This is a genomic window from Candidatus Binatia bacterium (assembly GCA_036493895.1).
Lineage (GTDB): Bacteria > Desulfobacterota > Binatia > UBA1149 > CAITLU01 > DATNBU01.
This window is the reverse complement of sequence record DASXOZ010000053.1, coordinates 44,008-69,274: the sequence shown is the minus strand read 5'-3', so window position 1 is coordinate 69,274 and position 25,267 is coordinate 44,008. Positions and strand designations below refer to the sequence as shown.

23 protein-coding genes are annotated in these 25,267 nt (G+C 66.8%); 12 read left to right on the top strand and 11 right to left on the bottom strand.

All coding sequences use genetic code 11. The annotated features are described in order from the left end of the window. Nucleotides 1-39: 39 nt before the first annotated feature. From VGK20_13205 to VGK20_13195, 3 genes are read left to right on the top strand one after another with little or no spacing between them, the layout of a single operon-like run. Complete coding sequence (locus VGK20_13205; GenBank protein HEY2774998.1) at nucleotides 40-1,296, top strand: STAS domain-containing protein; 1,257 nt, start codon at nucleotides 40-42, stop codon at nucleotides 1,294-1,296. Beyond that, nucleotides 1,293-2,231 (top strand): ABC transporter permease, encoded by a 939-nt coding sequence (locus VGK20_13200; GenBank protein ID HEY2774997.1) that lies wholly within the window; start codon nucleotides 1,293-1,295, stop codon nucleotides 2,229-2,231. The genes VGK20_13205 and VGK20_13200 overlap by 4 nt, the downstream gene beginning before the upstream one ends. After that, the gene (locus VGK20_13195; protein HEY2774996.1) at nucleotides 2,224-3,036 is read left to right on the top strand and encodes an ATP-binding cassette domain-containing protein; all 813 of its coding nucleotides are present in this window, start codon (nucleotides 2,224-2,226) and stop codon (nucleotides 3,034-3,036) included. The genes VGK20_13200 and VGK20_13195 overlap by 8 nt, the downstream gene beginning before the upstream one ends. A 62-nt stretch (nucleotides 3,037-3,098) precedes the next feature. Here the strand turns inward: VGK20_13195 and VGK20_13190 are convergent, their stop codons facing one another. From VGK20_13190 to VGK20_13180, 3 genes are all read right to left on the bottom strand, one after another. Then, nucleotides 3,099-3,890: an anti-sigma factor antagonist gene (locus VGK20_13190; GenBank protein HEY2774995.1), complete on the bottom strand. Its 792-nt coding sequence runs from the start codon at nucleotides 3,888-3,890 to the stop codon at nucleotides 3,099-3,101. 59 nt (nucleotides 3,891-3,949) lie between these two features. Continuing rightward, nucleotides 3,950-5,242, bottom strand: a complete 1,293-nt coding sequence (locus VGK20_13185) for a GAF domain-containing SpoIIE family protein phosphatase (GenBank protein HEY2774994.1) — start codon at nucleotides 5,240-5,242, stop codon at nucleotides 3,950-3,952. Between the two features lie 191 nt (nucleotides 5,243-5,433). After that, a complete protein-coding gene (locus VGK20_13180; GenBank protein ID HEY2774993.1) occupies nucleotides 5,434-5,844 on the bottom strand; it encodes a hypothetical protein in 411 nt (136 codons plus the stop codon). A gap of 155 nt (nucleotides 5,845-5,999) precedes the next feature. Between VGK20_13180 and VGK20_13175 the strand changes: the two genes are divergently transcribed. Then, nucleotides 6,000-6,911 carry a LysR family transcriptional regulator gene (locus tag VGK20_13175; GenBank protein HEY2774992.1) on the top strand — a complete coding sequence of 304 codons (912 nt, stop codon included), beginning with the start codon at nucleotides 6,000-6,002 and terminating at the stop codon, nucleotides 6,909-6,911. A 23-nt stretch (nucleotides 6,912-6,934) separates the two neighbouring features. Here VGK20_13175 and pgi read toward each other — a convergent pair whose 3' ends face one another. The 3 genes from pgi to VGK20_13160 form a co-directional block, all read right to left on the bottom strand. Continuing rightward, complete coding sequence (gene pgi / locus VGK20_13170; protein HEY2774991.1) at nucleotides 6,935-8,569, bottom strand: glucose-6-phosphate isomerase; 1,635 nt, start codon at nucleotides 8,567-8,569, stop codon at nucleotides 6,935-6,937. 155 nt (nucleotides 8,570-8,724) lie between these two features. Continuing rightward, on the bottom strand, nucleotides 8,725-9,180 hold the full coding sequence (locus VGK20_13165) for an STY0301 family protein (GenBank protein HEY2774990.1): 456 nt from the start codon (nucleotides 9,178-9,180) through the stop codon (nucleotides 8,725-8,727). A 103-nt stretch (nucleotides 9,181-9,283) separates the two neighbouring features. Continuing rightward, complete coding sequence (locus tag VGK20_13160; protein ID HEY2774989.1) at nucleotides 9,284-10,480, bottom strand: DEAD/DEAH box helicase; 1,197 nt, start codon at nucleotides 10,478-10,480, stop codon at nucleotides 9,284-9,286. A 434-nt stretch (nucleotides 10,481-10,914) separates the two neighbouring features. Between VGK20_13160 and VGK20_13155 the strand changes: the two genes are divergently transcribed. Beyond that, entirely contained in the window at nucleotides 10,915-11,229 is a 315-nt protein-coding gene (locus VGK20_13155) for a hypothetical protein (GenBank protein HEY2774988.1), read from the top strand. A 3-nt stretch (nucleotides 11,230-11,232) separates the two neighbouring features. Beyond that, on the top strand, nucleotides 11,233-11,418 hold the full coding sequence (locus VGK20_13150; protein ID HEY2774987.1) for a hypothetical protein: 186 nt from the start codon (nucleotides 11,233-11,235) through the stop codon (nucleotides 11,416-11,418). 14 nt (nucleotides 11,419-11,432) lie between these two features. Here VGK20_13150 and VGK20_13145 read toward each other — a convergent pair whose 3' ends face one another. Beyond that, entirely contained in the window at nucleotides 11,433-13,253 is a 1,821-nt protein-coding gene (locus tag VGK20_13145) for an ABC-F family ATP-binding cassette domain-containing protein (protein ID HEY2774986.1), read from the bottom strand. A 251-nt stretch (nucleotides 13,254-13,504) separates the two neighbouring features. Here VGK20_13145 and VGK20_13140 point away from each other — a divergent pair, with 251 nt between their 5' ends. Next, the gene (locus tag VGK20_13140; protein ID HEY2774985.1) at nucleotides 13,505-13,987 is read left to right on the top strand and encodes a hypothetical protein; all 483 of its coding nucleotides are present in this window, start codon (nucleotides 13,505-13,507) and stop codon (nucleotides 13,985-13,987) included. A 340-nt stretch (nucleotides 13,988-14,327) separates the two neighbouring features. Here the strand turns inward: VGK20_13140 and VGK20_13135 are convergent, their stop codons facing one another. Next, complete coding sequence (locus tag VGK20_13135) at nucleotides 14,328-16,217, bottom strand: hypothetical protein (GenBank protein HEY2774984.1); 1,890 nt, start codon at nucleotides 16,215-16,217, stop codon at nucleotides 14,328-14,330. A gap of 77 nt (nucleotides 16,218-16,294) precedes the next feature. Next, nucleotides 16,295-18,376, bottom strand: a complete 2,082-nt coding sequence (locus VGK20_13130) for an adenylate/guanylate cyclase domain-containing protein (GenBank protein HEY2774983.1) — start codon at nucleotides 18,374-18,376, stop codon at nucleotides 16,295-16,297. Between the two features lie 210 nt (nucleotides 18,377-18,586). On the opposite strand from VGK20_13130, the gene VGK20_13125 reads away from it, so the two are divergent. Beyond that, the gene (locus tag VGK20_13125) at nucleotides 18,587-19,138 is read left to right on the top strand and encodes a VOC family protein (GenBank protein HEY2774982.1); all 552 of its coding nucleotides are present in this window, start codon (nucleotides 18,587-18,589) and stop codon (nucleotides 19,136-19,138) included. Nucleotides 19,139-19,278: 140 nt separating this feature from the next. Here VGK20_13125 and VGK20_13120 read toward each other — a convergent pair whose 3' ends face one another. Next, nucleotides 19,279-19,764, bottom strand: a complete 486-nt coding sequence (locus tag VGK20_13120) for an SRPBCC family protein (protein HEY2774981.1) — start codon at nucleotides 19,762-19,764, stop codon at nucleotides 19,279-19,281. A gap of 11 nt (nucleotides 19,765-19,775) precedes the next feature. Continuing rightward, nucleotides 19,776-20,132 (bottom strand): metalloregulator ArsR/SmtB family transcription factor, encoded by a 357-nt coding sequence (locus VGK20_13115; protein ID HEY2774980.1) that lies wholly within the window; start codon nucleotides 20,130-20,132, stop codon nucleotides 19,776-19,778. Between the two features lie 272 nt (nucleotides 20,133-20,404). Between VGK20_13115 and hypF the strand changes: the two genes are divergently transcribed. The 4 genes from hypF to hypE are packed head-to-tail and all read left to right on the top strand — an operon-like array spanning nucleotide 20,405 to nucleotide 25,263. Beyond that, nucleotides 20,405-22,777, top strand: a complete 2,373-nt coding sequence (gene hypF / locus VGK20_13110; protein HEY2774979.1) for a carbamoyltransferase HypF — start codon at nucleotides 20,405-20,407, stop codon at nucleotides 22,775-22,777. Between the two features lies 1 nt (nucleotide 22,778). Continuing rightward, nucleotides 22,779-23,087, top strand: a complete 309-nt coding sequence (locus VGK20_13105) for a HypC/HybG/HupF family hydrogenase formation chaperone (GenBank protein HEY2774978.1) — start codon at nucleotides 22,779-22,781, stop codon at nucleotides 23,085-23,087. Further along, nucleotides 23,087-24,199 carry a hydrogenase formation protein HypD gene (gene hypD / locus VGK20_13100; protein ID HEY2774977.1) on the top strand — a complete coding sequence of 371 codons (1,113 nt, stop codon included), beginning with the start codon at nucleotides 23,087-23,089 and terminating at the stop codon, nucleotides 24,197-24,199. The genes VGK20_13105 and hypD overlap by 1 nt, the downstream gene beginning before the upstream one ends. Then, nucleotides 24,196-25,263, top strand: coding sequence for a hydrogenase expression/formation protein HypE (gene hypE / locus VGK20_13095; protein ID HEY2774976.1), 1,068 nt, complete (start codon nucleotides 24,196-24,198; stop codon nucleotides 25,261-25,263). The genes hypD and hypE overlap by 4 nt, the downstream gene beginning before the upstream one ends. Nucleotides 25,264-25,267: the final 4 nt, after the last annotated feature.

Sequence of the window (25,267 nt, the reverse complement as noted above, 5' to 3'; positions counted from 1 at the left end):
GCGCTGAGCCGGGGCGGGTCGTCGGAGGAAAGAGGAAGGATGGAGATCGCGACGCAGCAGGGGAAAGACGGGCTCGAGCTGGTGGTGTCGGGAAGGCTCGACGCGTACTGGGCCGACCACCTTTCCAAAGCGCTCGACGAAGCGGTGCGCGGCGGGGCGCATCACCTGCGCGTCGACATGTCCGCCGTTGTCTACATGAGCTCGGTCGGCATTCGCGTCGTGCTTCGATCCTACAAGGAAACGCAGCGCCTCGGCGGATCGTTCGCGATCGTCCGGTCGTCGGATGCCGTGCGGCGCGTCCTGGAGCTGGCCGGTCTCGAGTCGCTGCTCGGTGAGTCCGCAGGTGCCGCACCGCCGGCAGCCGCGGCGGTCGCTTCGCAGGTCTTCGAACGCGACGCCGTGACGTTCGAAGTCTTCGACCTTCCGTCCACGTCTGCGATGCGCTGTCGCGTAGTCGGCACGCCGGAGCCGCTCGACGGCTGCCGCTATTCTGCCGCCGACGTCCGCTCGGTGCGCTTCGCGGCCGGCAGCTTCGGTATCGGACTTGGCAGTTTCGGCGCGGGGTTCGAGGATTGCCGCGCACGTTTCGGCGAGTTCCTCGCGCTTTGCGGCGCCGCCGCGTACCTGCCGACCGACGGTACGAACGTGCCGGATGTCGTCGTTGCGACGAGACAGCTGGTTCCCGAGGTTCAGGTTCTCTATGCGCTCGTCTGCGAGGGAGCGTTCTCGAAAGTCGTGCGCTTCGAGGCCGCCGCAGGCGATGCGGCGACCCTGTCGGAGCTCACCGACCAGTGCCTCGATCTGTGCGGTTGCGACACGGCGGCGATCGCGCTCGTCGCCGAGTCGGCAGGCCTGATGGGCGCGGCGCTGCGCCGTTCGCCTGCGGCGCCTTCTGGCGGGCAAGCCGAGCCCGGCGCACCGTTCGCATTCCCGCAGATCCGCGACTGGCTGTCGTTCACGCCCGAGCGCGCGTTTCTCAGAAGTCTCGCCGTCGTCGCAGGCGTGGCAACAAGGGCCGACGAGCCTGTGCTGCGTCCTTTCGTGCGCCCGCTTGCCGGGTCGCCGCAGCCGGCAGGACACTTCCATGCCGCGGCATTTTCGTACCGCGCGCTGGCCAAGGGCCCGATCGATCTCGCCGCGACGGTCGAATCGGTGTTCACCGGAGAGGCGCTGCAGGGGATTCTTCACCTGATCGGTGATGATCGCCCGGCCGCCGGCGCCGGGCAGAGCGAATTCGTACGCGGCGCGTGCTGGATCGCTCCGATCCGGGAAGTTTCCGCGGAGCTTGCCGCATGACGCTTCTTCTCGGTGCGCTGACGATCGGCCTCATCCTATCGCTGCTCGCGCTCGGCGTCTTCATCAGCTTTCGCATCTTCAACTTTGCCGACATCACGGCCGATGGTTCGGTGACTCTCGGTGCATCGGTCGCGGCCGTACTGCTCGTCGGCGGTGTGAGCCCTGTCGTCGCGACGCTGGCAGCATTTGCCGCCGGGATGGCGGCCGGCGCGACCACCGGCATCCTGCACACGCGGTTCGGCATCAACGGCCTGCTCTCGGGCATCCTCGTGATGACCGCGCTCTACTCGGTCAACCTCCACGTCATGGGCAAGAGCAACCTTCCGCTGCTCTCGACCACGACGCTTGCAACCGAGGCCGAGTCGATCGCCGGCGCCGTCCTCGGCAACGTTGAGGATATCCCTGTGTTCGGCTGGGAAATTGCGCCGCGCGACGCCGCGGTCCTCTTCGGCGCGCTGGTCGTCATCGCTGCCGCTGCCTCGGCGCTCTATTCCTTCCTGCGCACCGATCTCGGCACGGCGATACGCGCGACCGGCAACAATCCGCAGATGATCCGAGCGCTCGGTGTCGACGTCGGAAACATGATCGTGCTCGGCCTGGCGTTGTCGAACGGGCTGATCGCGCTGGCCGGCGCGCTGCTCGCGCAGTACCAGGGCTTTGCCGACGTGCAGATGGGGATCGGCATGGTCGTCTGGGGGCTTGCCAGCGTGATCATCGGCGAGGCGCTGGTCGGCACCACGCAGCTGGGCCTCGTGATCGTCGGCACCGTGATGGGCTCGGTCCTGTTCCGCCTGCTGATCGCGATCGCGCTTCGCGCCGGCCTCAACCCGAACGATCTCAAGCTGGTGACGGCCTTGTTCGTGTTCGCGGCGCTGATCCTGCCCGGGATGCTCGAGCGGCTCAGGCGCGGACGGCATGGAGCGAGCCATGCTTGAGATCCGCGGCGTCGAAAAAACGTTCCTCGCCGGAACTCCCAACGAGGTGCGGGGCCTGCAGGGCGTCGACCTTTCGATCGAGGACGGCTCGTTCGTCGTCGTGATCGGCACCAACGGTTCCGGCAAGTCGACGCTGCTCAACGCCGTTGCCGGAACGTTTTTCGTCGACGCCGGCACCATCACGGTCGACGGCCAGGATGTCACGAAGTGGCCCGAGCATCGTCGCGCAAGCCTGATCGGCCGGGTGTTCCAGAACCCGTTCAGCGGCACCGCGCCCGACATGTCGATCGCCGAAAACCTTGCGCTGGCTGCACGCCGCGGCCGGCGGCGCGGCTTCTCGTGGGCCCTTCGCGGTGAAGTCCGAAGCGTGATGCGCGAGCGCGTGCGGCCCCTCGGCATGCGGCTCGAGGAAAGGCTCGACAATCCGATCGGCACTCTATCGGGCGGCCAGCGCCAGGCGTTGACGCTGCTGATGGCCACGTGGCTGCGGCCTAAGCTCCTACTGCTCGACGAGCACACCGCTGCGCTCGATCCGCGGAGCGCCGACCAGGTCGTGCGGCTCAGCCAGGAGGCGATCGAGCGCGACCGTCTGACCGCGATGATGGTGACGCATTCGATGCAGCAGGCGGCAAGCCTTGGCGACCGCCTCGTGATGATGCACCGGGGACGCGTGATCCATGACCTGCGCGGCTCCGAGAAAAGGCGCGTACGCGCGGAAGACCTCCTGGCCCGGTTCGAAGAAGTGCGCCGGGGCGAGCAGCTCGACGAGCCGGCGGCCGAGATGCTGCGGCGACGCTACATCTAGGCTCCGCTCCGCGAATCCGTCACCGGCGACGGATTTGCCGCCTGGAATTCCGTCCAGCGCGCTCAGCCGACGCGCGGTGCCGCTGCCAGCACCGCGGTCGTTGCCTGCTCGGTCGTGGCGCAGACCGGAAAGACCGCATCGAAGCCGACCATCGCGATGATGCTTCGGATCCGGTCGCTTGTTGCCGCGAGCGCGATCGCCCCTGACCTGGCCGACAGCCTCTTGGCCGCGACGAGCAGCGCGCGCAGTCCCGCGCTGTTGATGTATTCGAGGTTCGAGCAATCGACGACGATCCGCTGCGCGCCGGCTTCGATGCGGCCGAGCAGCGCCTGTTCGAAAGCAGCCGCTTCGCCGGCATCCAGCCGCCCCGTCGCATGAAGTACGACAACGTCGCTCGCCGGCGAGCCGCCGTCGCTCGTCGGGACATGCCTTTCCTGCGTTGCCTCCGTGCCAACTGCGCGTGACATCGTGAGAACGTTTCGCTGATCGCGGCGCTGGTATTGCAGCTCCGGCATCAGGCGCCGCACCAGCGACAAACCGAGTCCGCCGACCGGCCGCTCGTCGGCAGGCATCGTAAGGTCGGGGGCCGGGGTCGCAAGGGGATCGAACGGCCTTCCGTCGTCCTCGACTTCGATGACGAATCGGTCGCGCTCCGCGCGCAGCGTGACGACGATCTCGTGCTCTGCTTCGTCGTCATACGCATACGAGATGATGTTCGTCAGCACTTCGTCGAGCGCGAGATTGGCATCGAAGGCGAGGCGAGGGGGAATGCCGTTTCGACGCGCGAAGGCGTCGACCTCGCCGCTGATGCGTTCGAGCTCGTGCAGCCGGCTGGCGAGCCTCAGCGTCTGCATTGGAAAAGCGCCGGATCCAGTCGACGCGGTATCGCCCGCCGGCGGCTTGTTCCCGGCGTTCATCGGCAAAGCACCAGCGCGGTGATGTCGTCGCTTTGCGCGGCACCGGCGACGTGACGCCCGACGGAAGCGAGAATCTTCTGTACGACGTCGCCCGGCGCCAGCGCCGCACACTGCGCGAGCGCCGCTTCGAGCCTGGTTTCTCCGAACAGCACGCTTTCTGCGTCCATCGCTTCGGTAATCCCGTCGGTGAAGAGCACCAGGGCGTCCCCACGCCCGAGTGTCGTCGTCAGGGTGCCGAATCGGGCGTTGTCGAGCATGCCAAGCACCGTGCCGCCCGTTCCCTGGAGCGCCTGCACGACGCCGTCGGCGCCCACGAGGTAAGGCGGATTGTGGCCACCGTTGCTGTATTCGAGACGGCCGGAGCGAATCTCGAGGATCGCGTAGAACACGGTCACGAACATCTCGGCGCTGTTGTCGGGAATCAGCAGTGCGTTGACACGCTCGAGGCACTGGCCGGGGGTTGTGCACCCGGGTGCCGTCGAGCGCAGCAGCGTCCGCGTCATTGCCATGAACAGCGCCGCCGGTACTCCTTTGCCCGATACGTCGCCGATCATCACCGCAATGCGGTCCTCGTCGAGAAAGAAAAAATCGTAGAAATCGCCGCCGACTTCCTGTGCCGGGTTCATGTCGGCGAAGACGCGAACGTCTGGACGCTGCGGAAACGTCTTCGGCACGATCGACTGCTGGATTTCCCGCGCGATGTCGAGCTCGCGGTGAAGGGCGAGCAGCTCGTTGTGCTCGTGCACTGCGCGCTCGAGAGCCGCGACCTGCGCGGTGAGCTGCTGGTACATCTGGGCATTCTCGATCGCAACGGCGATGCTGCCGGCCAGCGCGTCGAGAAACGCGAGGTCTTCGTCGCTGAATCCGCCCTCCATCCTGTTGAGGACCTGGATGACTCCGATCGATCCCTGGTGCGAGCGAAGCGGCGCGCACAGCAGGTTGCGCGTCACTCGTCCGGTGTGCCGGTCGACGCCGCGGTAGAACCGGGCGTCGCTGGCCGTGTCGTCGATCTTGACGGCAAGGCTGCCGGCGAGCACGGCGCCGGCGATCCCGCGATCGGCCGGGAAGCGGAAGCGGTGCAGATCTTCCTCGGTCTCGGCGGTTCGCTCGGCAACGTAGGGAAAGTACAGCTCGCCGCGTTCCCGATCGTGAAGCAGGATCGACGCAGCCTCGGCACCGAGCACCTCGCGGCATTTTTCGAGCACGAGCTCGACGAGATCGTCGAGCCTTGCCTGGCCCGCAAACGCGCAGCCGAGATCATAGAGCAGCCGGAGGCGCTCGGGAGCCATCGCGGTGGCGTCGGTCGCAGGGCTGGGGCCGGCGGTCCGCATCAGGCGGGGTAACTAGCACGAAAACAGCAGGGCTACACAGCGGTTGGTCGGTGTCTCTCGGGCCGCTGGACTTGCGACCGCGGCTTCTGTCGGGCGGCTGCTTGCTGCGCGGGTTCCTCTCTTCGTCGCAGCCGCTGGTAGGGCCTCATCTAATGGTGCCGAACGCCCGCGATGCGGCCGGCCAGGCGGTTGCTCGCCTGCCTCCAGATCAGCAGCGGATCGAAGCACTCGGCCGTCCACGTGGTGGTGTAGAGGAGCCCGGCGTCCTTGAACTCGCGCATGATGCGCAGATGGTCGGGCGAGACCACGAACGTTCGCAGCTCCTCGGGGCTTCGCCACACCGAGACCGAGATCTGGCGCCGGCCGAATCGCTGCGAAGCGAACCAGAGGCCGAGCGCACCTTCGATTCGCGGCCAGCGCCGGCGCAGCTGCAACCCTTCGCGCGCGACGCGCGGCACGTCACGAAAGCGGTGAATCAGGTAGTCGTTCATGCTCACGTGGACGGGGCCGGCCGGAGGCTCCGGCGCGCCGGCTTTCCAGAGTGCGCTCGCCAGCGGCACGATCAGCCCTCCGCGGCCACGCCGCCGGCCTCAATCACGAAGAACAGAAAGTCTTCCTCGGCAATGCCGTCGCGGCTCCTCTCCATGGCGCGAAGATGGCAGATCGGGCATCATGGGAGAAACTCATTGTCTTCATGACTTGATGAGGAGGGATCATGTCCGGTTCGATGCTCGAGATCCGTCACCTACGCTTGGTGCGCGCGATCGCCGAAGAAGGTGGACCGACGCGGGCCGCGGCGCGCCTGCACCTGACCCAGTCGGCGGTCAGCCACCAGTTGTCGGAGCTCGAGGCGCGCCTCGGCCTCGTGTTGTTCGAGCGCGTACGTCGCCAGCTCGTGCTGACTGCGGCCGGAACGCGGTTGCTCGAAGCTTCGCGACGCCTGCTTTCCGATCTCGACAAAGTGGAACGCGATCTGCACCGCAAGGACAGCGGGCGGCCGTTGCCGCTGCGCTTGTGCGTCGAGACGTTCACGAGCTACCACTGGTTGCCGAAGCTGGCTGCCGCCGTGGCTGCCGAGCATCCGCGCATCGATTTGCAGATGATTCCCGCCGCGCGCTCGGAGCCGGTGGCGGCGTTGCTTCGCGGAGAGCTCGAGCTGGCCATCACGAGCTCTCCGGTCCAGGACCGCAGTCTCGTGGTGACTCCCGTCGCCCAGGACGAGTGGACGGTGATCCTTCCTCCGGACCATGAGCTCGCACGAAAGAAGTTCATCGCGCCCGACGAACTCGCCAGCTACCTCGTGTTCACCCACGACGCCCCGCGCAGTGACGTCGAGCGCCTGCGCGACATCGCTGCGGCCGGCCGCAGTCCCCTGCCGGCAGTCAAGATCGTGCCGCTGACCGATACGCTGGTCGATTTCGTCGCGGCGGGACTGGGCCTCGGAATGGTTTCCAGGTGGGCGGTCAGTCCGGCGCTGATGCGAGGCGCGATTGTCGCCCGGCGCTTTACCAGGGCGGGACTGCGCGAGCAGTGGTCGGCGGTGTACCGGCGCGATGCCGCGAATCGATTTCCAGTCGGACGGATCGTCGAATTACTGCGCGGACAGCTCGACGCGAAAGCCCCGTAGCGTTTCCCGGCCTCGCTTCTATCTCACGCTCCCGCGCGCCGCTGCCGGTACCGCCGGATGAGCGCATTGGTCGAGCTGTCGTGCCGAAGCGGCGGCTCGGCCTCGCTCTCGAGCTCCGGGATGATGCGCTGGGCGAGCTGCTTGCCAAGTTCTACGCCCCACTGGTCGAACGAGTCGATGTTCCAGATGGCGCCTTGTGTGAACACGCTGTGTTCGTAGAGCGCGACCAGCGCTCCGAGCGTTTCCGGCGTAAGGCGATCGGCAAGGATCATCGACGTCGGCCGGTTTCCCTCGAACGTCCTGTGCGGCACCAGCCACTCCGGTATTCCCTCGCCGTGCAGCTCGTCGGCGGTCTTGCCGAACGCGAGCGCCTCGGCCTGCGCGAGGACGTTCGCGAGCAGCAGGTCGTGGTGGCGGCCGAGCGGGTTGAGCGCGTGGTGGAAGGCGATGAAGTCGCAGGGGATCAGCGAGGTTCCCTGGTGAATCAGCTGGTAGAAGGAATGCTGCCCGTTGGTGCCCGGCTCGCCCCAGACGATCGTTCCGGTGTCGTAGCTCACCGTTGTACCGTCCAGCGTCACGTGCTTGCCGTTCGACTCCATCGTGAGCTGCTGCAGGTAGGCGGGGAACCGCTTCAGGTACTGTTCGTACGGCATCACGCCGAGCGTCTGGGCGCCGAAGAAGTCGCGGTACCAGATGGCGAGCAGGCCGAGAAGCACCGGAAGATTGCGCTCGAAGGGCGCGGTCCGGAAGTGATCGTCCATTGCATGAAATCCGGCGAGCATCGCGCGGAAGTTCTCGGGGCCGATGGCCAGCATGGTCGAGAGCCCGATCGCCGAGTCCATCGAGTAGCGACCGCCGACCCAGTCCCAGAACCCGAACATGTTGGCGGTGTCGATGCCGAACTTCGTGACTTCCGCGGCGTTGGTCGAAACCGCGACGAAATGCTTCGCGACCGCGCGCTCGTCGCCAAGTGCGCGCAGTGCCCAGTCGCGCGCGCTGTGTGCGTTGGTCATCGTCTCCAGAGTCGTGAAGGTCTTCGACGATACGATGAAAAGCGTCTCCTCAGCGTCGAGGTCGCGCGTCGCTTCCACCAGGTCGGTGCCGTCTACGTTCGAGACGAAGCGGAAGGTCAGCTCGCGGGCGCTGTAGTAGCGCAGCGCCTCGTACGCCATGACGGGCCCCAGGTCCGAACCCCCGATACCGATATTGACGACGTTGCGGATGCGTTTGCCGGTGTGTCCCTTCCATCGCCCGTCGCGCACGGAAGAGGAGAACTCGGCCATACGGTCGAGCACTGCGTGCACCTCGGGAACCACGTCCTTGCCGTCGACGATGATCGACTGGCTACGCGGCGCGCGGAGCGCAACGTGCAGGACTGCGCGCTGCTCGGTGACGTTGATCTTGTCGCCGCGGAACATCGCATCGATGCGGCCGCGCAGCCCGGTCTCTTCGGCGAGGCGGAGGAGGAGACGAAGCGTCTCGTCGGTCACGCGATGTTTCGAGTAGTCGAGGAACAGGCCCGGGCCCTGCGCCGTCAGGCGTTCGCCGCGATGTGCGTCGTCGGCGAAGAGCTGGCGCAGGTGGACCGTGCGGATCACCGCATGATGCTCGCGCAGGGCTTTCCAGGCCGGACGGTCCGTCAGTTCGATCGAGGGCATGGCGGTCTCCTTTCCGCGGGGCACGCGACGGCGCTACGAACTCGACTCCGCCCCAAAATGGCGGGAAACCTCGTTGGGAAGCAAGATTTCCAGATGGAGGAACCGCTGTCGAGCAAGCGCGCCGGCTGCCGCCGGTAAAGAGACCGACTACGGAATCACTTGCACGACATCGATTTGATCTGGGGATAGCCGTCGACGTGGACATTGTTGTCGTACGTCACCCGGCACGACGTGACCGACGCCGGCAGCTTGCGTTGCAGCTGGATGCGGGTGCCCGAGTAGATGCAGCTCACATAGAGCCCGCGCTCGCGGTCCTGCGCGATCGTCCAGGTCGCGACGCTGGAACCCGTGTCCGCATTGTCGGGCACGAGCGAGGCGAGGTCCTTCGGCGGTCCATCGAAGATCGTCAGTCCGGCAAGAACGGTCGGATCCGCAGACTTCGCGACCAGGTAGCCGGCAGGAGTCGATGCCGCTTCCTGGGTTACGTGGACAGTCGCTGGACAGATCGCGTCGCCCTTGATGTCGGTGCCGGCCGATCGTTCCGCAGCGAACGCAGCACCGGCCATCGACACCACCAAGCCGGAAACCGCAATGACGATTGGGATTCGCATGGCCCTTTTCTCATCGATCCGCGGATCGTTGGTCCGCTGGCTGTCGATCCGCCGACCGTTGATCCGGTGCCCGGCGATCCTCTGGCCGTCGAAGGCCGTCAGGTCATGGAGCGCAGTCGGATTTCGCGGACACGGTGCTGCTCCGGTCGACGTAGCGACCGGGTCGTCGCCCGCGTCGCCGGCCGCGGCCGTCGTCCGTCGGTGGCTTCGCGCCCCGCGCCGGCGGCGCAGCGTTGGCAGGCTCGAAGCCCGGCACGACTGTCCACGGCAGGTTCATGCCGATTTCCTTCTGGATCTCGGCAAGCTTTTCCCGCTCCTGCGGTGAGATGAACGTGATCACGTCACCGCCCGCCCCGGCACGCGCCGTGCGTCCCGAACGGTGGATGTAGTCCTCCGCCGAGTGCGGTACGTCGAAGTTGATCACGTGCGAGATGCCCGAGACGTCGAGTCCGCGTGCGGCCACGTCGGTGGCGACCAGGACGCGATATCTGCCGTTGCGAAATCCTTCGAGCGCCGCGATGCGGTCTTCCTGGCAGCGGCCGGAATGGATCGATCCGACGTCCACGCCCATGCGCCGCACGGCGTGGGCCACGCGGTCGACGTCGATCTTGCGCCGCACGAAGACCAGAACCGAGTCCATGTCGGGCGACTTCAGGATCTTCGTCAGCAGCGCCGCCTTTCGATCCTGCTCGACCGGATGCAGCGTCTGCACGATTGCGACAGCCGGCGCCTGGCGATCGACGGTCACTTCGACCGGATCGATGAGGATCTCGTCGGCGAGCTTGCGAATCGTCGGCGACATCGTCGCAGAGAACAGCAGCGTCTGCCGCTTCTTCGGGAGGGCGGCCAGAATGCGCTGGATGTCTGGCAGGAAGCCCATGTCGAGCATGCGGTCGGCTTCGTCCAGGATGAGGATCTCCACGGCCGCGAGATCGACGTAGTCGAATCGCATGTGGTCGAGCAGGCGGCCCGGCGTCGCGACGACCATCGCCGCGCCGGCGCGCAGCGCGCGTTCCTGCGGACCCATGTCGAGGCCTCCGACGACGGCGGCTGCGCTCAGGCCGAGATGGTAGCCGAGCGCGAGCGCCTGCTCGTCGATCTGCAGCGCGAGCTCGCGCGTCGGAGACAGGACGAGCGCACGGCAGCGGCCGGTTTCACCGGCACGAAGGAGCTGGAGGACGGGAAGAAGAAACGCGGCGGTCTTGCCGGTACCGGTCGATGCGCAACCGATGAGATCGCGTCCGGACAGGACGACCGGAATTGCTCCGGCCTGGATCGGAGTCGCTTCGCTGTAGCCCATGTCCGCGATGGCATCGAGGAGCTCGGGAAGAAGATTCAGTTCGTTGAGGCTTGGAATGGTGGTCTCCGTGGAATGGACGACAAGCTCGCCCGCAGTGGCTGGATGAATGAAAGAGACGGAAAAAGGGGGAAACGGGCCGCGGCAGGAGGGGGGCGGCACAGCCGCCGGCGGCAGGATTACCTGATACATGCCCACAATGCGGCGCAAATGGCAACTGCGGCCGGGCGGCTCCTGCGCCGCGGCTGCCGGCGCGGCTACCGGAAGGAGAAGTCGCTCCTGCAGCCTGATCCTGATAGGTTTCCGGGACTGAACTTCCCGCGACGCGCTTCTTCCACCACGGCGAGTGCCCCGCTCACGATTTCAGCGATCGACGTATCCGTTGATGACGATAGAGCACCCGAGCACCAGACTGCCGGGTATGGAGGTTCCAGCGCATGTCCAACTACAGAATGCGGATTCCGGCCGCGGCCAGTCCGTCTTTCAGGAACCAGCTCATTCTCTCGGTCGGACGGCGTGCGTTCGTGCATCTGCCGGCTTCGGGTGCCGTGCACGGGGACTTCACGCCTTGCGGGGTGAAGCCCGGATCCCTGCCGTGCAAGGATCCAGGGGACGGGCAGGAGGTCGAGATCATCGCATGGCGACCGATGTCGCCGCAGGGCCTGAGCTACCAGATCCGGCGACTCAGCGATGACCGCGAGTGGTGGGCGAGAGCGACGTGCCTGCGAACGTCGGCAGCCGATGCGGTATAGTTCATGAAGCCGAGGTACAAGGTCGACAAGCGGCAGAAAGAGCTCGCGCGAAAGCAGAAGCAGGAGCGGAAGAAGGAAGAGAAGCTCCGCAAGGTCCAGCCGGAAGGCTCGGCCGAAGGCGAGGAGGCTCCTCCCACGGACGGGAGCGGCTCGGTTCCTCCCGCAGACGAGAACAGCTCGGCAGAGTAGCCGCTGCGACGTCGTTACGACGCCGCGATGCGTTTCTTCTCGAGCTCGGCCCAGCGTTCGTAGAGACGGTCGACCTCGGCCTGGATCGTCTCGAGCTCGCGATACCGCGCGGAGATCTCCGCCGCGTCCGCTGCAACCGCAGGATCGTGTGCGCGCCCGGTCGCCGACTCGAGCCTTTCTTCCGCCGCAAAAATCCGCGCTTCCATTTCGTCCCACTCGCGCTGTTCGAGGTACCCGAGCTTTTTGCTACGCCCGGCGGAGCGTTCGCGAACGACGAGGTCGCCTGCGGCGGGTTCGGCGGCCACCCCGACGCTCGGCCTGCGCTCGGCTTCCCACTGCGAGTAGTCGGCATAGGCGCGCGTACCGCCGCTGCCGTCGAATCCGAGCACCGTCGTCGAAACCGTCTCGAACAGGTAGCGGTCGTGTGTGACGAGCACCACGGCTCCGGGAAACTCGAGGAGGCTCTCCTCGAGCACTTCGAGAGTCGGGATGTCGAGGTCGTTGGTCGGCTCGTCGAGGATCAGCACGTCGGCCGGTATCAGCATCAGCCTGGCCAGCAGCAGGCGCGCCTGCTCGCCGCCGGAGAGCTTGCCGACGGGCATCGACAACTGCTCGGGACGGAACAGGAAGCGCTTGGCCCACGCGGTCACGTGCAGCGCGCGGCCGGCAAAGACGACCTGGTCTCCCTCGGGAGCGAGCGCGCGACGCAGCGTCAGCGACGGATCGAGGCTGGTGCGGTGCTGGTCCAGCAGCGCGATGCGAAGATCATCGGCCTGGACGACGCGGCCGCGGTCGGGGACGATCTCGCCGGTCATCAGGCGGATCAGCGTGGATTTGCCGCTGCCGTTCGGCCCGAGAAGACCGAGCCGCACGCCTGGCGACAGCAGCACGTCGACGTCGTCGAGAACCTTTCGCTCGCCGAAATCCTTGCCGAGATGTTCGCACGCGAGCAGGCGCTGGGTACGCCGCTGACTCGAGGTCATCTCGATCGAGACGGCGCGGCGATCGAGCCGCGCACGGACTTCGGCGAGCTCCTGCTGGAGCCGTCCCGCTTCTTCGATGCGCGCGCGCGCCTTCGTGGAACGGGCCTTGGGGCCACGGCGCAGCCATTCGACTTCCCGGCGCGCGCGATTGGAGAGCGTCTGCTGCCAGCGCGACTGCTCGTGAAGGGCGATGTCTTTTCGTTCGAGGAATTCGCTGTACCTGCCGCGCGTCTCGAAGAAGCCGTTCTCGTGCACCGGATCGAGATCGAACATCCGCGATGCGACATGCTCGAGAAACCAGCGATCGTGGCTGACGACCACGAACGCGCCGATCCCGGACAGCGGCGACGTCAGCAGATCCTCGAGCCACAGGATGCCGTCGAGGTCGAGATGGTTGGTAGGCTCATCGAGCAGCAGCAGATCCGGCTTGCGTGCGAGTGCTTCGGCAATGGCCAGGCGCTTCTGCCAGCCGCCCGAGAACGTGGCGGGCACGGCATCGTGATCGGAAAAACCGCAGCGGCCGAGCAACGCGTGCGCGAGGTTCATGCGCTCGTGCTCGTCGGCCTCCAGGTCGCTGGTGGCCGACAGCAGGATCTCGAAGACGGTTTTCCCCGGCGCAAATGCCGGATGCTGCGCAACCCATGCGATCCGGGTCGCGCGACGCAGCGAGACGGTGCCGGCGTCCGGTTCTTCCAGTCCCGCGAGGATGCGCAGCAGTGTCGACTTGCCGCAGCCGTTCGGCCCGACGAGCCCGATCCGGTCGCCGTCGTGGATTCCGAACGAGAGATCGCGCAGCAGCGGCGACGTCCCGAACGCCTTGGAAACGGACTGGACGCCGAGCAGCAGGGCCATCGGTGCGGTCTACCGAACGGCGGGTGCGGAGGAAATCGGTGGACCCGGCCGAGGTCCGCCTGGATCGGGCGCGGAGAGGACGCCTGCGGCGCAGTCGGCCGGATTTTTCCGGCAATCCCGCGGTGCCTGCTTGAAACTGGAGCTGTTCGGTCTGCCGCGATCGGCGCCCTGCCGATAGCGAACTACGTGGCCGCGGTCTTGTGATAAGCTGGCTCGCAGGTTCAACCTTGAGGATTCGGTCGAAGGCCCCGATGTTCAAATTGCTCTTCCACGTCATCCTGATTCTTGGCGTTCTAGTCGCCGCGCGCCCTGCCTTGGCGACGACGCTCGAAGACTTCGGCCGCTGCCTCGCACAGGAAGGCGCGACGTTCTACGGAGCCTCGTGGTGTCCACACTGCCGGGCGCAGCGAACCACTCTCGCCGAGGCGATGCCGTTCGTGCAATACGTCGAGTGCTCCGTCGCCGGTCCGGACGCGCCGCAGGCCGCCGCGTGCACGAAGGCCAATGTCGAGACGTATCCAACCTGGACGTTCGCCGACGGATCGCAGGAAGACGGAGAGCAGTCGCTGACAAGCCTTGCCGCCAAGACCGGCTGCAGGCTACCGGCCGGCGCCGTCACCACCGCGCCGACGGCGAAGCGATGGACGTCCGGACCGGAAAGCTCGCAGCCGCCGGCAACGACAGAGAGCTCCAGGAGCTGGACGTTCGGCCCGGGGTCGCCGGCCCGACCATGACGAATGATCTACTCCGCTCCGCGACGTGACGAATCACGTCAGATGTGAACAGTCGACGTCGGCCCAGCCGGGATCACAGTTGCAGGTTCCGTAGTCACAAGTGCCGTGGCTGCTGCAGTTGTTCGGACAGGTGATGGGCTGTGAGCAGTCGTCGCCATAGCCGGGCGGGCAGAAGCATTTCCCGTACGAGCAGAAGCCACGCACGCCCCCTGGAACTGCACCGGCAGGAAATTTTCGCAGGAACGGAACTCCGATTTCCTCCTGCAGATCTGTGTGAACGCATCCACACCACTCTTGTATCGGGACGACCTGCTCCGTGCACGCGGGGTCCTATTAGGCGTCAGCGCCGTCTGCGCTTCTTCGTTCGTGTCGCCGTTGCGGGTGGCTGCTGCGGCGGCGCCTTGGGTGCCGCCTCTGCCACGGGCTCCGTCGCGGCGAACATCAGCTGCGCTGCGAGCACGGACAGGACGGCAGCGTGCAGCAGCAGCCGATCAAGGGCAGTGCCGACGAGGAAGGACACGTCGTTCGGCATGCCGCCGATCGAGACGAACGCGAACGCAGCCGCGACCAGCGCCGCTGCCAGTGCCATCGTCGCCGGGCGATCGCGGCGGCCGCCGAAGGCGCATCCGATCGCCGCGACCAGCAGCGACGCGAGACCGATCCACAGCGCCGCCCGAAGATGAACGTATCCGTCCTCCCTCCACAGCCGCGGAGCGCGTTCGACGGCCTCGGCCAGACGCGGGCCGAGCCGCGCGAGCATCTGCACCGGACCGCCCTCGTAGACGATGCTGTTGACCCCAACGAGCGAAGTCCACAGGCGCTGCCCCATTGCCGGCACGAGCGCCGCCGCGAATGCGACGCGCGACGCCGGCGAACGCGCTCTCCAGAACGGATGCAGCAGGAGGAATGGCAGCGCCACCGCCGGTGCGAGCACGAGACCTTCGGTCTTCGTCAGCGATGCGGCCACGGCGGCGATCCACCACAGCGTATCGTTGCCGCGTGTGTCGGGGCTGGCCAGAGCCAGGACCTCGACGGCAAGCAACAGTGCGAGGATTCCGTCGGCGTAACCTCCGACCGTGAGTGGACCGACGATCAGTACGCAGCTCAGCGTGAACGAGGCTCCGGCCACGCGGCCGAAGGCGCTGCGCGCCATCCGCCACAGCAGCGACGCAATCGCGGCCAGCAGCACGGCGATGCCGGACGCGGCCATTCTCTCGTTGAACCCGGACTCGTAACCGGCGAACCACGACATCCACGACGGATGGAGCAGCGGGTAGTCGGGATGGGACCACAGCGTCAGAGGATTGGCGAGATCGGCCTTCAGCAGCATCCCCTGCACGTGGATGCGCCGGGCAAGGAAGAGCCAGATCGACCGTCCGTCCCAGAGCTCGATCGGCAGCGTCGCCTGCCTGAGCAGCAGCAGGACGACGAACACGGGCAACGCAAAGTTCTCCGGGCGCCGCGCCGCTGCCTGCCATTCGGCGAGCGAGTTCTTGAGCGGGCTGCGGCCAAGCACGGCCGCTGACGCCGCAATCAAGGCGAGAAATCCAAAGCCCGGAAACACGCCGCACCACGCAAGCTGCAGCCAGCTCTGCAGCTCGGTCTTGATCGCGATCGCGATGGCGGCGAGCAGTACGAAAACTCCCGGCAAGGAGAGCGTATCCGTCAATCGCTGTCGGAACAGGACGACCCACAGCAGCGCGCCGATGCCGACAGCTCCGAAGAGCGAATCGAGAAACGAGAACACACGCATTTCGAGCGTGCTCGGGGCCGCGCTGCGGTCCGGCGGTGTCTGCGCAGGATCGGCAGCGTGCTGGTCCACGAGGTAGAGCGCGCCGGTGCGATAGCGTCCCACGTCGAGAGCTCCCGGCGTCGGCGCGTGCGCCGCTGCGCCGGCGACGAGCATTGCGGCCGGGGCAGGTGTCGCGGACGAAGATCCCGGAGGCTTGGTCAAGACCGGGCGCGGGTACAGCGCTTCGGTGGCCCGTTGGACGACGAAATCGTTCTTTGCAAGGTCCTCGCCGAGGACAAGCGGCGCTGCCGGCGAAAATCGCGAAGCCATCGCCGCGGCCATCGCATCCATGTCAATGCCGTGAAAGGCACGGATGGTACGCGCCTGCGAGTAGCGGAGCGGGGAGAGCGCCAACTGGAAGTCGCCCCGGAACGACGTCGTGGCGACGGCGGCGACAAGGACGGCAACGGCAAAGACGGTAGCGCGGTCGGGCTTCAACGCGTTCGCCTCAACGGTTCGATGCTAGGCTGATGCGCGAACTGCGACAACACTGCAGTGGCGCTGCTCACCCAAATTCACCCCGCGAATCCGATCTTTCGTACCAGAGCCGCGAATCGGGGCTCGGCGCGAAGAGGATCAAAAGCGCGGCTCTTGCCGAGAAGAGCCATGAACCCGGAATGGGCGGCATACGCGCGCTCGAGCTCGTCGAGCGCGCGCTCTCGCTCTCCGAGACCGATGTCGACCACTGCCAGATTGAACGGGTCCAGCGTGCCGGCCGGATACTTGTCGTTCCAGCGATCGAGGATGGCGTGCGCCCGGTCGGTCTGGCCGGTCGCGCCGTAAAGGTAGCCGAGCCAGGCTTCGACCCAGACCGGAGCATTCATCGCCACGGCCTTTTCCCCCGGCCCGATCGCCTCGCGAAGCCTTCCGGCCTCGATGTAGATGGAGGCCAGCGACCACTCCGCCAGGTACAATGTCGGATCGAGCTCGCGCGCGCGCTGGACCTGCGCCACTGCCGCATCGACGTTTCCCTGCCAGGCAAGCGTCAGGGCAAGGTCGGTGCGGTACCCCGGCGCCAGCGGATCGAGCGCGACGGCGCGCTCTCCGTGCTCGCGCGCTTCGTCGAGCCGCCCGAAATAGGCAAGCGAAATACCGAACTGGTCGTGCGCGAATCCGTAGCTCGGGTTGAGCTCGATCGCGCGCCGGAATTCGTTCTCCGCCGCCGGGAAGTTGTACTCGAACAGCCAAAGGATGCCCGCGAGCGCGTTGTGTGCGTCGGCCAGATGGTCATCGAGCGCAAGCGCTTTCTCGGCGGCCTGCTTCGCCTTCACCATCCCATCGGCCGGCGAGACCGAGGTTTCGTTGAATGCCGCCCACGCCCAGGCATCGGAGAGCCCGGCATACGCCGGTGCGAAGTCGGGATCGAGACGGACCGTTTCCTCCAGGTGCGCGATGACCGTCGCGACGTTCGCGTCGCTGGGACTGTTGATCAGCTGGCGCGCCTTGAGATAGGCGTCGTACGCCTCGGGGGTCACCGTTTTTGCGGTCGTGAGCCGCGAATGCTCGGCCGGCGTCAGCGTCGCGCTGACTTCGCCGGCGATCGCCGATGCGATCTCGCCCTGCAGCGCCAGGACGTCGTGCATGTCGCGCTCGAAGCTCCTGGCCCAGAGATGACGGTCGGCGCGCGCGTCGACGAGCTGCGCGGTAATGCGTACGCGGTCGCCCACCCGCACCACGGATCCTTCAATGATCGCGTCGACGCCGAGCGTGCGCGCAATCTCCGGAGTCGAGGGCCTCGACGCACCCTTGAAATGCATCGCCGAACCGCGCGAAATCACGCGCAGCTGGCTGACCGTGGCAAGATCCGTCGTCAGCTCGTCGGTCATGCCGTCGGCAAAGTAGTCCTGGCCTGGATCGCCGGAGTAGTTGTCCAGCGGCAGGACGGCGATGGAGCGAATCGGAGGAAGCTGTGCGAGCTCTGCAGGACGGGACGAGTCGACCAGCTGCTTCCACCACAAGGTCCCGAACGTTGCCATCACGCCGAGAACGACAAGCCCGCCGACCACGAGGGTCCGCGGGCGAACCGCCGGTCGCGACACGGCAGTTTTCGACGATCTTGCCGAAAGTGCGTAGACGTGGATCGGCCGCGAGACGTTCTTCAGTGTCTTCTCGCCGAGGTCGACCGCGACGATGCCGGGTTTGTTGCGTATCTCGTCGTAAACGGTGCTCGAGATGCAGATACCGCCGGGCTCGGCCAGGCCGTGAATGCGCGACGCGATGTTGACGCCGTCGCCGAGCAGCGTGTTGCCGGAATAGACGACGTCGCCGAGATGAATGCCGATGCGCAACTTGAGCTCGTCGTCGGCCGCCAGCTCCGACTGCAGCTCGCGCGCGCAGGCAACCGCGTCGACGACGCTCGGAAAACTCGAGAGGCTGCCGTCGCCGATTTCGCCGACGAGGCGGCCGCGATACCGGGGCAGCACCTGGCGAAGCTGTTCGCGATGACGGCGAATGGCGTCGAGCCCCTTCTGCTCGTCGCGGCCCATGATCGCCGTGTAGCCGACGATGTCGCTGAACAGGATGGCGGCGAGCTCCCGCCGCGCTTCTCCGTCCTGCCTGTCGCCTTTCATCGGATCCGGCCCGCCGGTCTGTTCCACGGGGCAGAGCCCGGGATTCGCGGACATGCCGGCCGCACAGGAGTGCAATCGTGCGTCTGCCCGGCCACGAGTCTCCTATAGCAGGGGACTTCGGGCAATGCCGCCGCAGGAACCTTCCCGCGCGTGCTCTCGACAAAGCCGGCTCTCCGTGGTTTCAGCGCAAGCAGGTCGCGAAGGCGTTTTTCGCAACCTGCTGGAGGAGGAACCGCCATGAGCCGCATCTTCGGAGAGGTTCGCCAGATCGCATTCGTCGTGCGCGACCTCGACGCCGCGCTCCGTTACTGGACGGAAACCCTCGGGGTCGGCCCATTTTTCGTGTTCCGGCAAATGGCGCCGATCGACTTCCGCTACCGCGGCAAGGCCTCGCCGCCTCCCTTGCTCAGCATCGCGCTCGGAAACTCCGGCGACGTGCAGGTGGAGCTCATCGAGCAGCACGACGACAAGCCGAGCGCGTACCGCGATTTCCTTGCAAGCGGTCGCGAAGGTCTCCAGCACGTCTCGTCGTGGGTGACGCGCGGCGGCTACGACGACTTGATGACCCGCGAGCTGGCGGGCGGGCGCGTCCCCGCCCATGAGGGCGTCGTGCCCGGTGCCAACGTTCGCTTCGCGTACTTCGACACGGACTCGGCGCCGGGAGGCGTGATGTACGAGATGTCGGAGGCGCTGGAGTCCCAGGCCGCGGCGCTCATGGCGATGATTGCCGATGCGGCGCGCAACTGGGACGGAAGCGAGCCGATCCGCGAGCTTGTGCTGCCGGGCTGAGCGCGAACCGAAGCGCGGATTCTGCGCACTGCCCGCCTGACTTCAGGCGATGCCTTCGCCGCCGATCCGGCAAGCTCCGCGTTTCCGCGAGCGACCGGATCAGCGGCGTCGCGACAGGCTCCTCGCGGGAGCTCCCTCGTTCACGAAGCGATCTTTTCCGAGTCCCGATCGGCCTGCTCTTCGTACCACGGCGCGTGAAGCGGCGTCGTTCCCGTTTCGAGGTAGCTTTTCAGATTCGAGAGCACCAGCGGCCAGCCGTTGCTGATGCCGGAAAATACCTTGCTGTCGGGCGCGAACCCGTCGTGCGCGATCGTGAGCTTCACCTGGTCGCGCTGCTGTTCGAGGTCCATCACGACGCGCGACGGGCCTTCCTTGCCGTTGTGCGGCTCGTGCTCCGCGGTGAACGTGTAGGACAGTCGTCGCGGCGCATCGTGCTCGAGCACTTTTCCGCTGATGATCAGCTTGCCGTCGCGGTGAAATGCGACCGGCGAGCCGACTTTCCAGTCGGAAGTGACGGCATTGCCGAACCAGAATTTTGCGGTGGCATCGGTGTCGGTCAATGCCCGGAAGACTTTCTCCGGCGTCGAAGCAATATAGGTGACGTAGACAAAAACGGGCTTGGACATCGCATCTCTCCTTACTTGATTTCCAACGCTTTCTTCATGTCGCTCAGCGCCTGAAGGCGATGGCGTTCGAATTTGCCGATCCAGCGCTCGGCGATCTCGTGGATCGGCACCGGATTGAGATAGTGCAGCTTTTCGCGGCCGCGCTTGACGGTGACGACCAGGTTGGCCTCCTCCAGCAGCGCCAGATGTTTGCTCACGGCCTGCCGGCTCATCGTCAGGCGAGCGCAAAGCTCGCCGAGTGCCTGCCCGTTCTCCGCGCGCAGGCGGTCCAGCAGCTCGCGCCGGCTCGGATCCGCCAATGCCCGGAAAACCGCATCCACAGGCGCATGAGAGGCAACCGTTAGGTTGCATGTCAAGGCGAATTTCATCGGCTTTCCGCGCGGGTCGTTCGTCAGCGGTCCGGACCGCTCGCCACACGGACCGCGCCAATCGGGTGCGTCCACTGGGCGGCCAAAGCGACTACGCCGGCGTATCGAACGAATTCCACGAACTGACGATTTCGCGGGGCGCGGACGCAATCCTGGGAATCTTCGTCGGTTTCGCGACGCACTTCTGCCGAAATGTCTGGCGTTTTTGCGCCGACCGGATTGGCGCGATTGATGCACCGAGAAGCCAGCGCGACAGCTTCCGGTGGACAGGAATGCTCGCGCGCGAAGGGGCGCCGGTGCTCGACCAGCACGTGCCGACAACTGCAGGCCTCAGGATTCGCATCGAAGGTGCGGTCCAGGGCGTCGGCATGCGGCCCTGGGTTCACGCGCTCGCCTCTCGCCATTCGATCGCCGGCAGGATCTGGAACGACAGCGATGCGGTTACGATCGAGGCTTTCGGCGCCGGCGCCGGCCTCGACTGTTTCGTTGCGAACCTCGGAAGTCCGCCGATGCCGGCAGCGCGAATCCGCAATCTCAGCGTCGAGGCGATTCCATTCCAGGACGTAGCGAGGTTCGAGATCGTCGCCAGCAGCGCCGGCGGGGAGCGCCGACCGTCGATCCCGCCCGATCTGGCGCTGTGCGCGGACTGCCGCAGCGAGATTCTCGATCCGGACGACAGGCGCTTCGGCTACTGCTTCACGAACTGCACGCGCTGCGGCCCCCGCTTCACGATCGCGCTCGACGTGCCGTACGACCGCGAGCGCACGAGCATGGCCCCGTTCGTCATGTGCGAGAAGTGCCGTCGCGAGTACGACGATCCCTCCGACCGCCGTTTTCATGCCCAACCGAACGCCTGTCCGATTTGCGGCCCGTCGCTCGAGCTCGTCGATAACCGCGGCTTCCCCGTCGCCGGTGACCCGATTGAAGCCGCTGCCGAACTTCTGGCCGCCGGCAGGATTGTCGCGATCAAGGGACTCGGCGGCTACCACCTTGCGTGCGACGCTTCGTCGCAGCTGGCGGTCGAGCGGCTGAGGCAGCGCAAGCACCGGTACGCGAAGCCGTTGGCAGTCATGGCACCGTCTCTCGAGGCTGCACGCTCGCTGGCGCCGATCGGGCCGGTCGAAAGCGATCTGCTCGAATCGGCCGCGCATCCCATCGTGCTGCTCGACAAAGCGCTCGATGCGCCGCTGGCCGACGCGATCGCCCCCGCCTCGCGGATGGTCGGCGTGATGCTTCCGTACACGCCGCTGCACGAGCTTCTGCTGCAGCGAACCGGCCGAACGCTCGTCATGACCTCCGGCAACGTCAGCGACGAGCCGATGTGTTTCGACGACGACGATGCGGCTTCGCGCCTTGCGCCGGTCGTCGATGCGCTGCTGCGGCATTCGCGGCGCATCGTCTGCCGGTGCGACGACTCGATCGTGCGGGTTCTCGGCGGAGCGCCCACCGTGCTGCGTCGCGCTCGCGGGCTCGTCCCGGCCGCGATCGATCTGGCAGTGCCGACGCCGATGCCGCTGCTGGCTTGCGGCGCGCACCTGAAGAACGCGTTCTGCCTCGCTTCGGGCCGGGCGGCCTGGCTCGGACCGCACATCGGCGATCTCGAGACCGACGAAGCCTGCCGCGGTTTCGAAGACGGCATCGACCGGTTCGCTTCGTTCGTCGGCATCGAGCCGGAAGCGTTCGTGCACGACCTGCACCCCGGGTATTTTTCCACTCGCTGGGCACTTTCGCGCGGCCGTGGCGTGACGATCGGCGTCCAGCATCACCACGCGCACATCGCCAGCGCGATTGCCGAGCACGGCATCGACGGACCGGTGCTCGGGCTTGCGTGGGATGGAACCGGCGACGGCGGTGACGGCACGGCGTGGGGCGGCGAGTTGCTCGCGGCCGACTCTGCCGGTTTTGTCCGTATGGGCACGCTGCGCCCCATTGCGCTGGCCGGCGGCGATGCTGCGATTCGCGAGGTCTGGCGGCTCGCCCTCTCGCTCGTCGACGATGCGTTCGACGGCGACGCTCCGATCGACGGTTTGCACCTTTTCGACGAGATCCCGGCCGCGAACGTGGCGCTGGTTCGGCGCATGATCGCCACCGGCCTGCATTCGCCGTGCGCCCACGGCGCCGGGCGTTACTTCGACGCATTCGGCGCGCTCGTGCTCGGGCGCGGTGTTTCTTCCTACGAAGGCTCGGTCGCAGCGGCGCTCGAAGCAGCGGCAGCCGGCGGCGAAGGCCGAGCTTATCCGTTCGCGATGGAGGCTGCGTCGTCCTTCGCAGCCGGCGTGTCGGTGGTCGATCTTCGCCCGGCGGTTCGAGCCGTCGTTTTCGATCTCATCGGCGGGACGGCGCCCGCGACCGTGGCAGCGCGCATCCATTCGACGATGGCCGCGGTTGCCGACCAGATGGTGGCGGGCGCGATGGCCGAGCTCGGCCCGATGCCGGTGGTTCTAAGCGGCGGCTGTTTCCAGAACGCGCTGCTGCTCGCGAGGACCCGCGGCCTGCTGTTGGTACGAGGCCGCGTGGTCACGCACCGCGACGTTCCGCCGAACGACGGTGGCATCGCGCTCGGCCAGGCGGCCATTGCTGCTGCAACGCTTCGCGGCGAGCGCAGCGTTTTCGGCGGCACGGCTCGCCGCGCGGAGGTCCGCTGAAATGTGCCTTGCCATTCCAGGACGGCTGGTTTCGGTTTGCGGCGCGGAAGAGCTGCGCGCGGGCGAAGTCGACTTCGGAGGAGTCCGCCGGCCGACCAATCTCGCCTTCGTTCCCGAAGCCCAGGTCGGCGATTACGTGCTCGTTCACGTCGGGTTTGCGATCGCGGTCATCGACGAGGTCGTCGCGGCCGAAACGCTCGATGCACTGACGGCTCTCGACGTACTGCGCGACGATCCGGACTCGCTTGCGCGTTTCGAGGCTTCCCTGCCGGCGATGGCGGAGCAGCCGAAGCTGAGGAGGCTCCATTGATGCGCCACCTCGACGAATACCGCGATCCGCTCGCGATCCGTTCGGTGCTCTCGCGCATCGAAAAGGCGCTCGTGCGCCCGGCCACGCTGATGGAAGTCTGCGGCGGCCAGACCCATGCGATTCTGAAATTCGGTCTCGACCAGGTGCTTCCGCCGAAGCTGCGCCTGATCCATGGTCCCGGCTGCCCGGTCTGCGTCACGCCGCTCGAGCAGATCGATCGCGCGCTGGCGATCGCCGCCACGCCGGGCGTCATCTTCTGTTCTTTCGGTGACATGCTGCGCGTTCCGGGCTCGCACGGAGACCTGTTGCTGGCCAAGGCCCGCGGCGCCGACGTCCGCATCGTCTACTCACCGATGGACGCCGTTGCGATCGCCCGGCGCGAGCCTTCGCGGCCTGTGGTGTTTTTCGCCGTAGGATTCGAGACGACCGCGCCCGCCAACGCGATGGCGGCCCTGGTCGCGATGCGCGAAGGCGTCAGAAACTTCTCGATGCTGGTCTCGCACGTGCTGGTTCCACCGGCGCTCGAGGCCCTGCTCTCTGCCGACGGCTGCGAGATCGACGGCCTGCTCGCGCCGGGCCACGTCTGCGTCATCACCGGCCAGGAAGAGTACGAGACGGTCAGCCGCCGCTTCGGCATCCCGATCGTCATCACCGGTTTCGAACCGCTCGACCTGCTGAGCGGCGTGCTTGCGGCCATCGAGCAGCTCGAAACGGGCCGCGCGTGTGTCGAGAACCGTTATGCGCGCGTAGCCTCTGCCGGCGGCAACGCCGCGGCGAGAAGGGTGGTCGGCGAGGTCTTCGAGGTCTGTGACCGCAAGTGGCGCGGCCTCGGCGAGATTCCCGCCAGCGGTTACGCGTTCGCTCCGGCCTTCGCCGCCGTCGATGCCGAACGCGTCTTCGGCCTGGAAGACCTGCGCGTCGACGAGCCCGACGACTGTCCGAGCGGGCTCGTCCTGCAGGGCCGTCTCGTGCCGACGCGATGCCCGCAGTTCGGCGCGCGCTGCACGCCCGATCATCCGCTCGGCGCGCCGATGGTGTCGGCCGAAGGCGCGTGCGCTGCGTATTTCCACTACGGGCGCACGGCTGCCGAAGGCGAGGAGGCCAGGGCATGAAGATCAACGGCTTCGAAGGCGCCATCGGAGCACTGTCGTGCCCGCTTCCCGTGTTCGAGGATTCGATCGTGCAGCTCGCCCACGGCGGAGGCGGCCGAAAATCGGCGCAGCTGATCGAGAGCATGTTCGTGCCGGCGTTCGCCAGCCCTGCGCTGGAAGCGCTCGGCGACGGCGCGCTGCTCGACGTCGCGGGCACGCGCCTGGCTTTTTCGACCGACAGCTTCGTCGTGCAGCCGGTGTTCTTCCCCGGAGGCGACATCGGCTCGCTGGCGGTGCACGGCACGGTCAACGATCTGGCGATGTGCGGCGCCGAACCGGTAGCGCTCAGCGTCGCGTTCGTGCTCGAGGAAGGGTTCCCGACTGCCGATCTTCGCCGCATCGTCTCGTCGATGGCGGCCGCGGCGTCGGCGTGCCCCGTGCCGATCGTGACCGGCGATACCAAGGTCGTCGATCGCGGCAAGGGGGACGGCATCTACGTCAACACTTCCGGGATCGGCCGCGTGCGTCGTGGCATTGACGTCGGCCCGCGGCGCGCACGGCCCGGCGATGCGGTCCTCGTCTCCGGACCGGTCGGCGATCACGGCATCGCGGTGATGAGCGCCCGCAGCGGACTCGAGATGGAGACGTCGCTGGTGTCCGACTCGGCGTGCGTGCTGCCGCTGGTCAGGGCCATGCTCGATGCCGTGCCGTCCACGCGCACGCTTCGCGACCCGACACGCGGCGGCCTGGCGACGGCGCTTTGCGAGATCGCCTTGTCTTCCGGTGTCGGCGTCACGATCGATGAGGCAGCGGTGCCGGTGCGTCCCGAAGTACGCGCTGCCTGCGAGCTGCTCGGTTTCGATCCGCTCTACGTTGCCTGCGAGGGCCGCTTCCTCGCGATCGTGCCGAACGAGGGTGCCGATCGCGCCGTGGCCGCCCTTCGCGCGGTCTCAGGCGGAGAGTCTGCGTGTCGCATCGGCGAGGTTACCACTGGTCCGGCCGGACGCGTGCTGCTGCGCACCGGTATCGGAAGCCACAGGCGGCTGGAGCGACTTTCCGGAGAGCAGCTCCCGAGGATCTGCTGAGGCC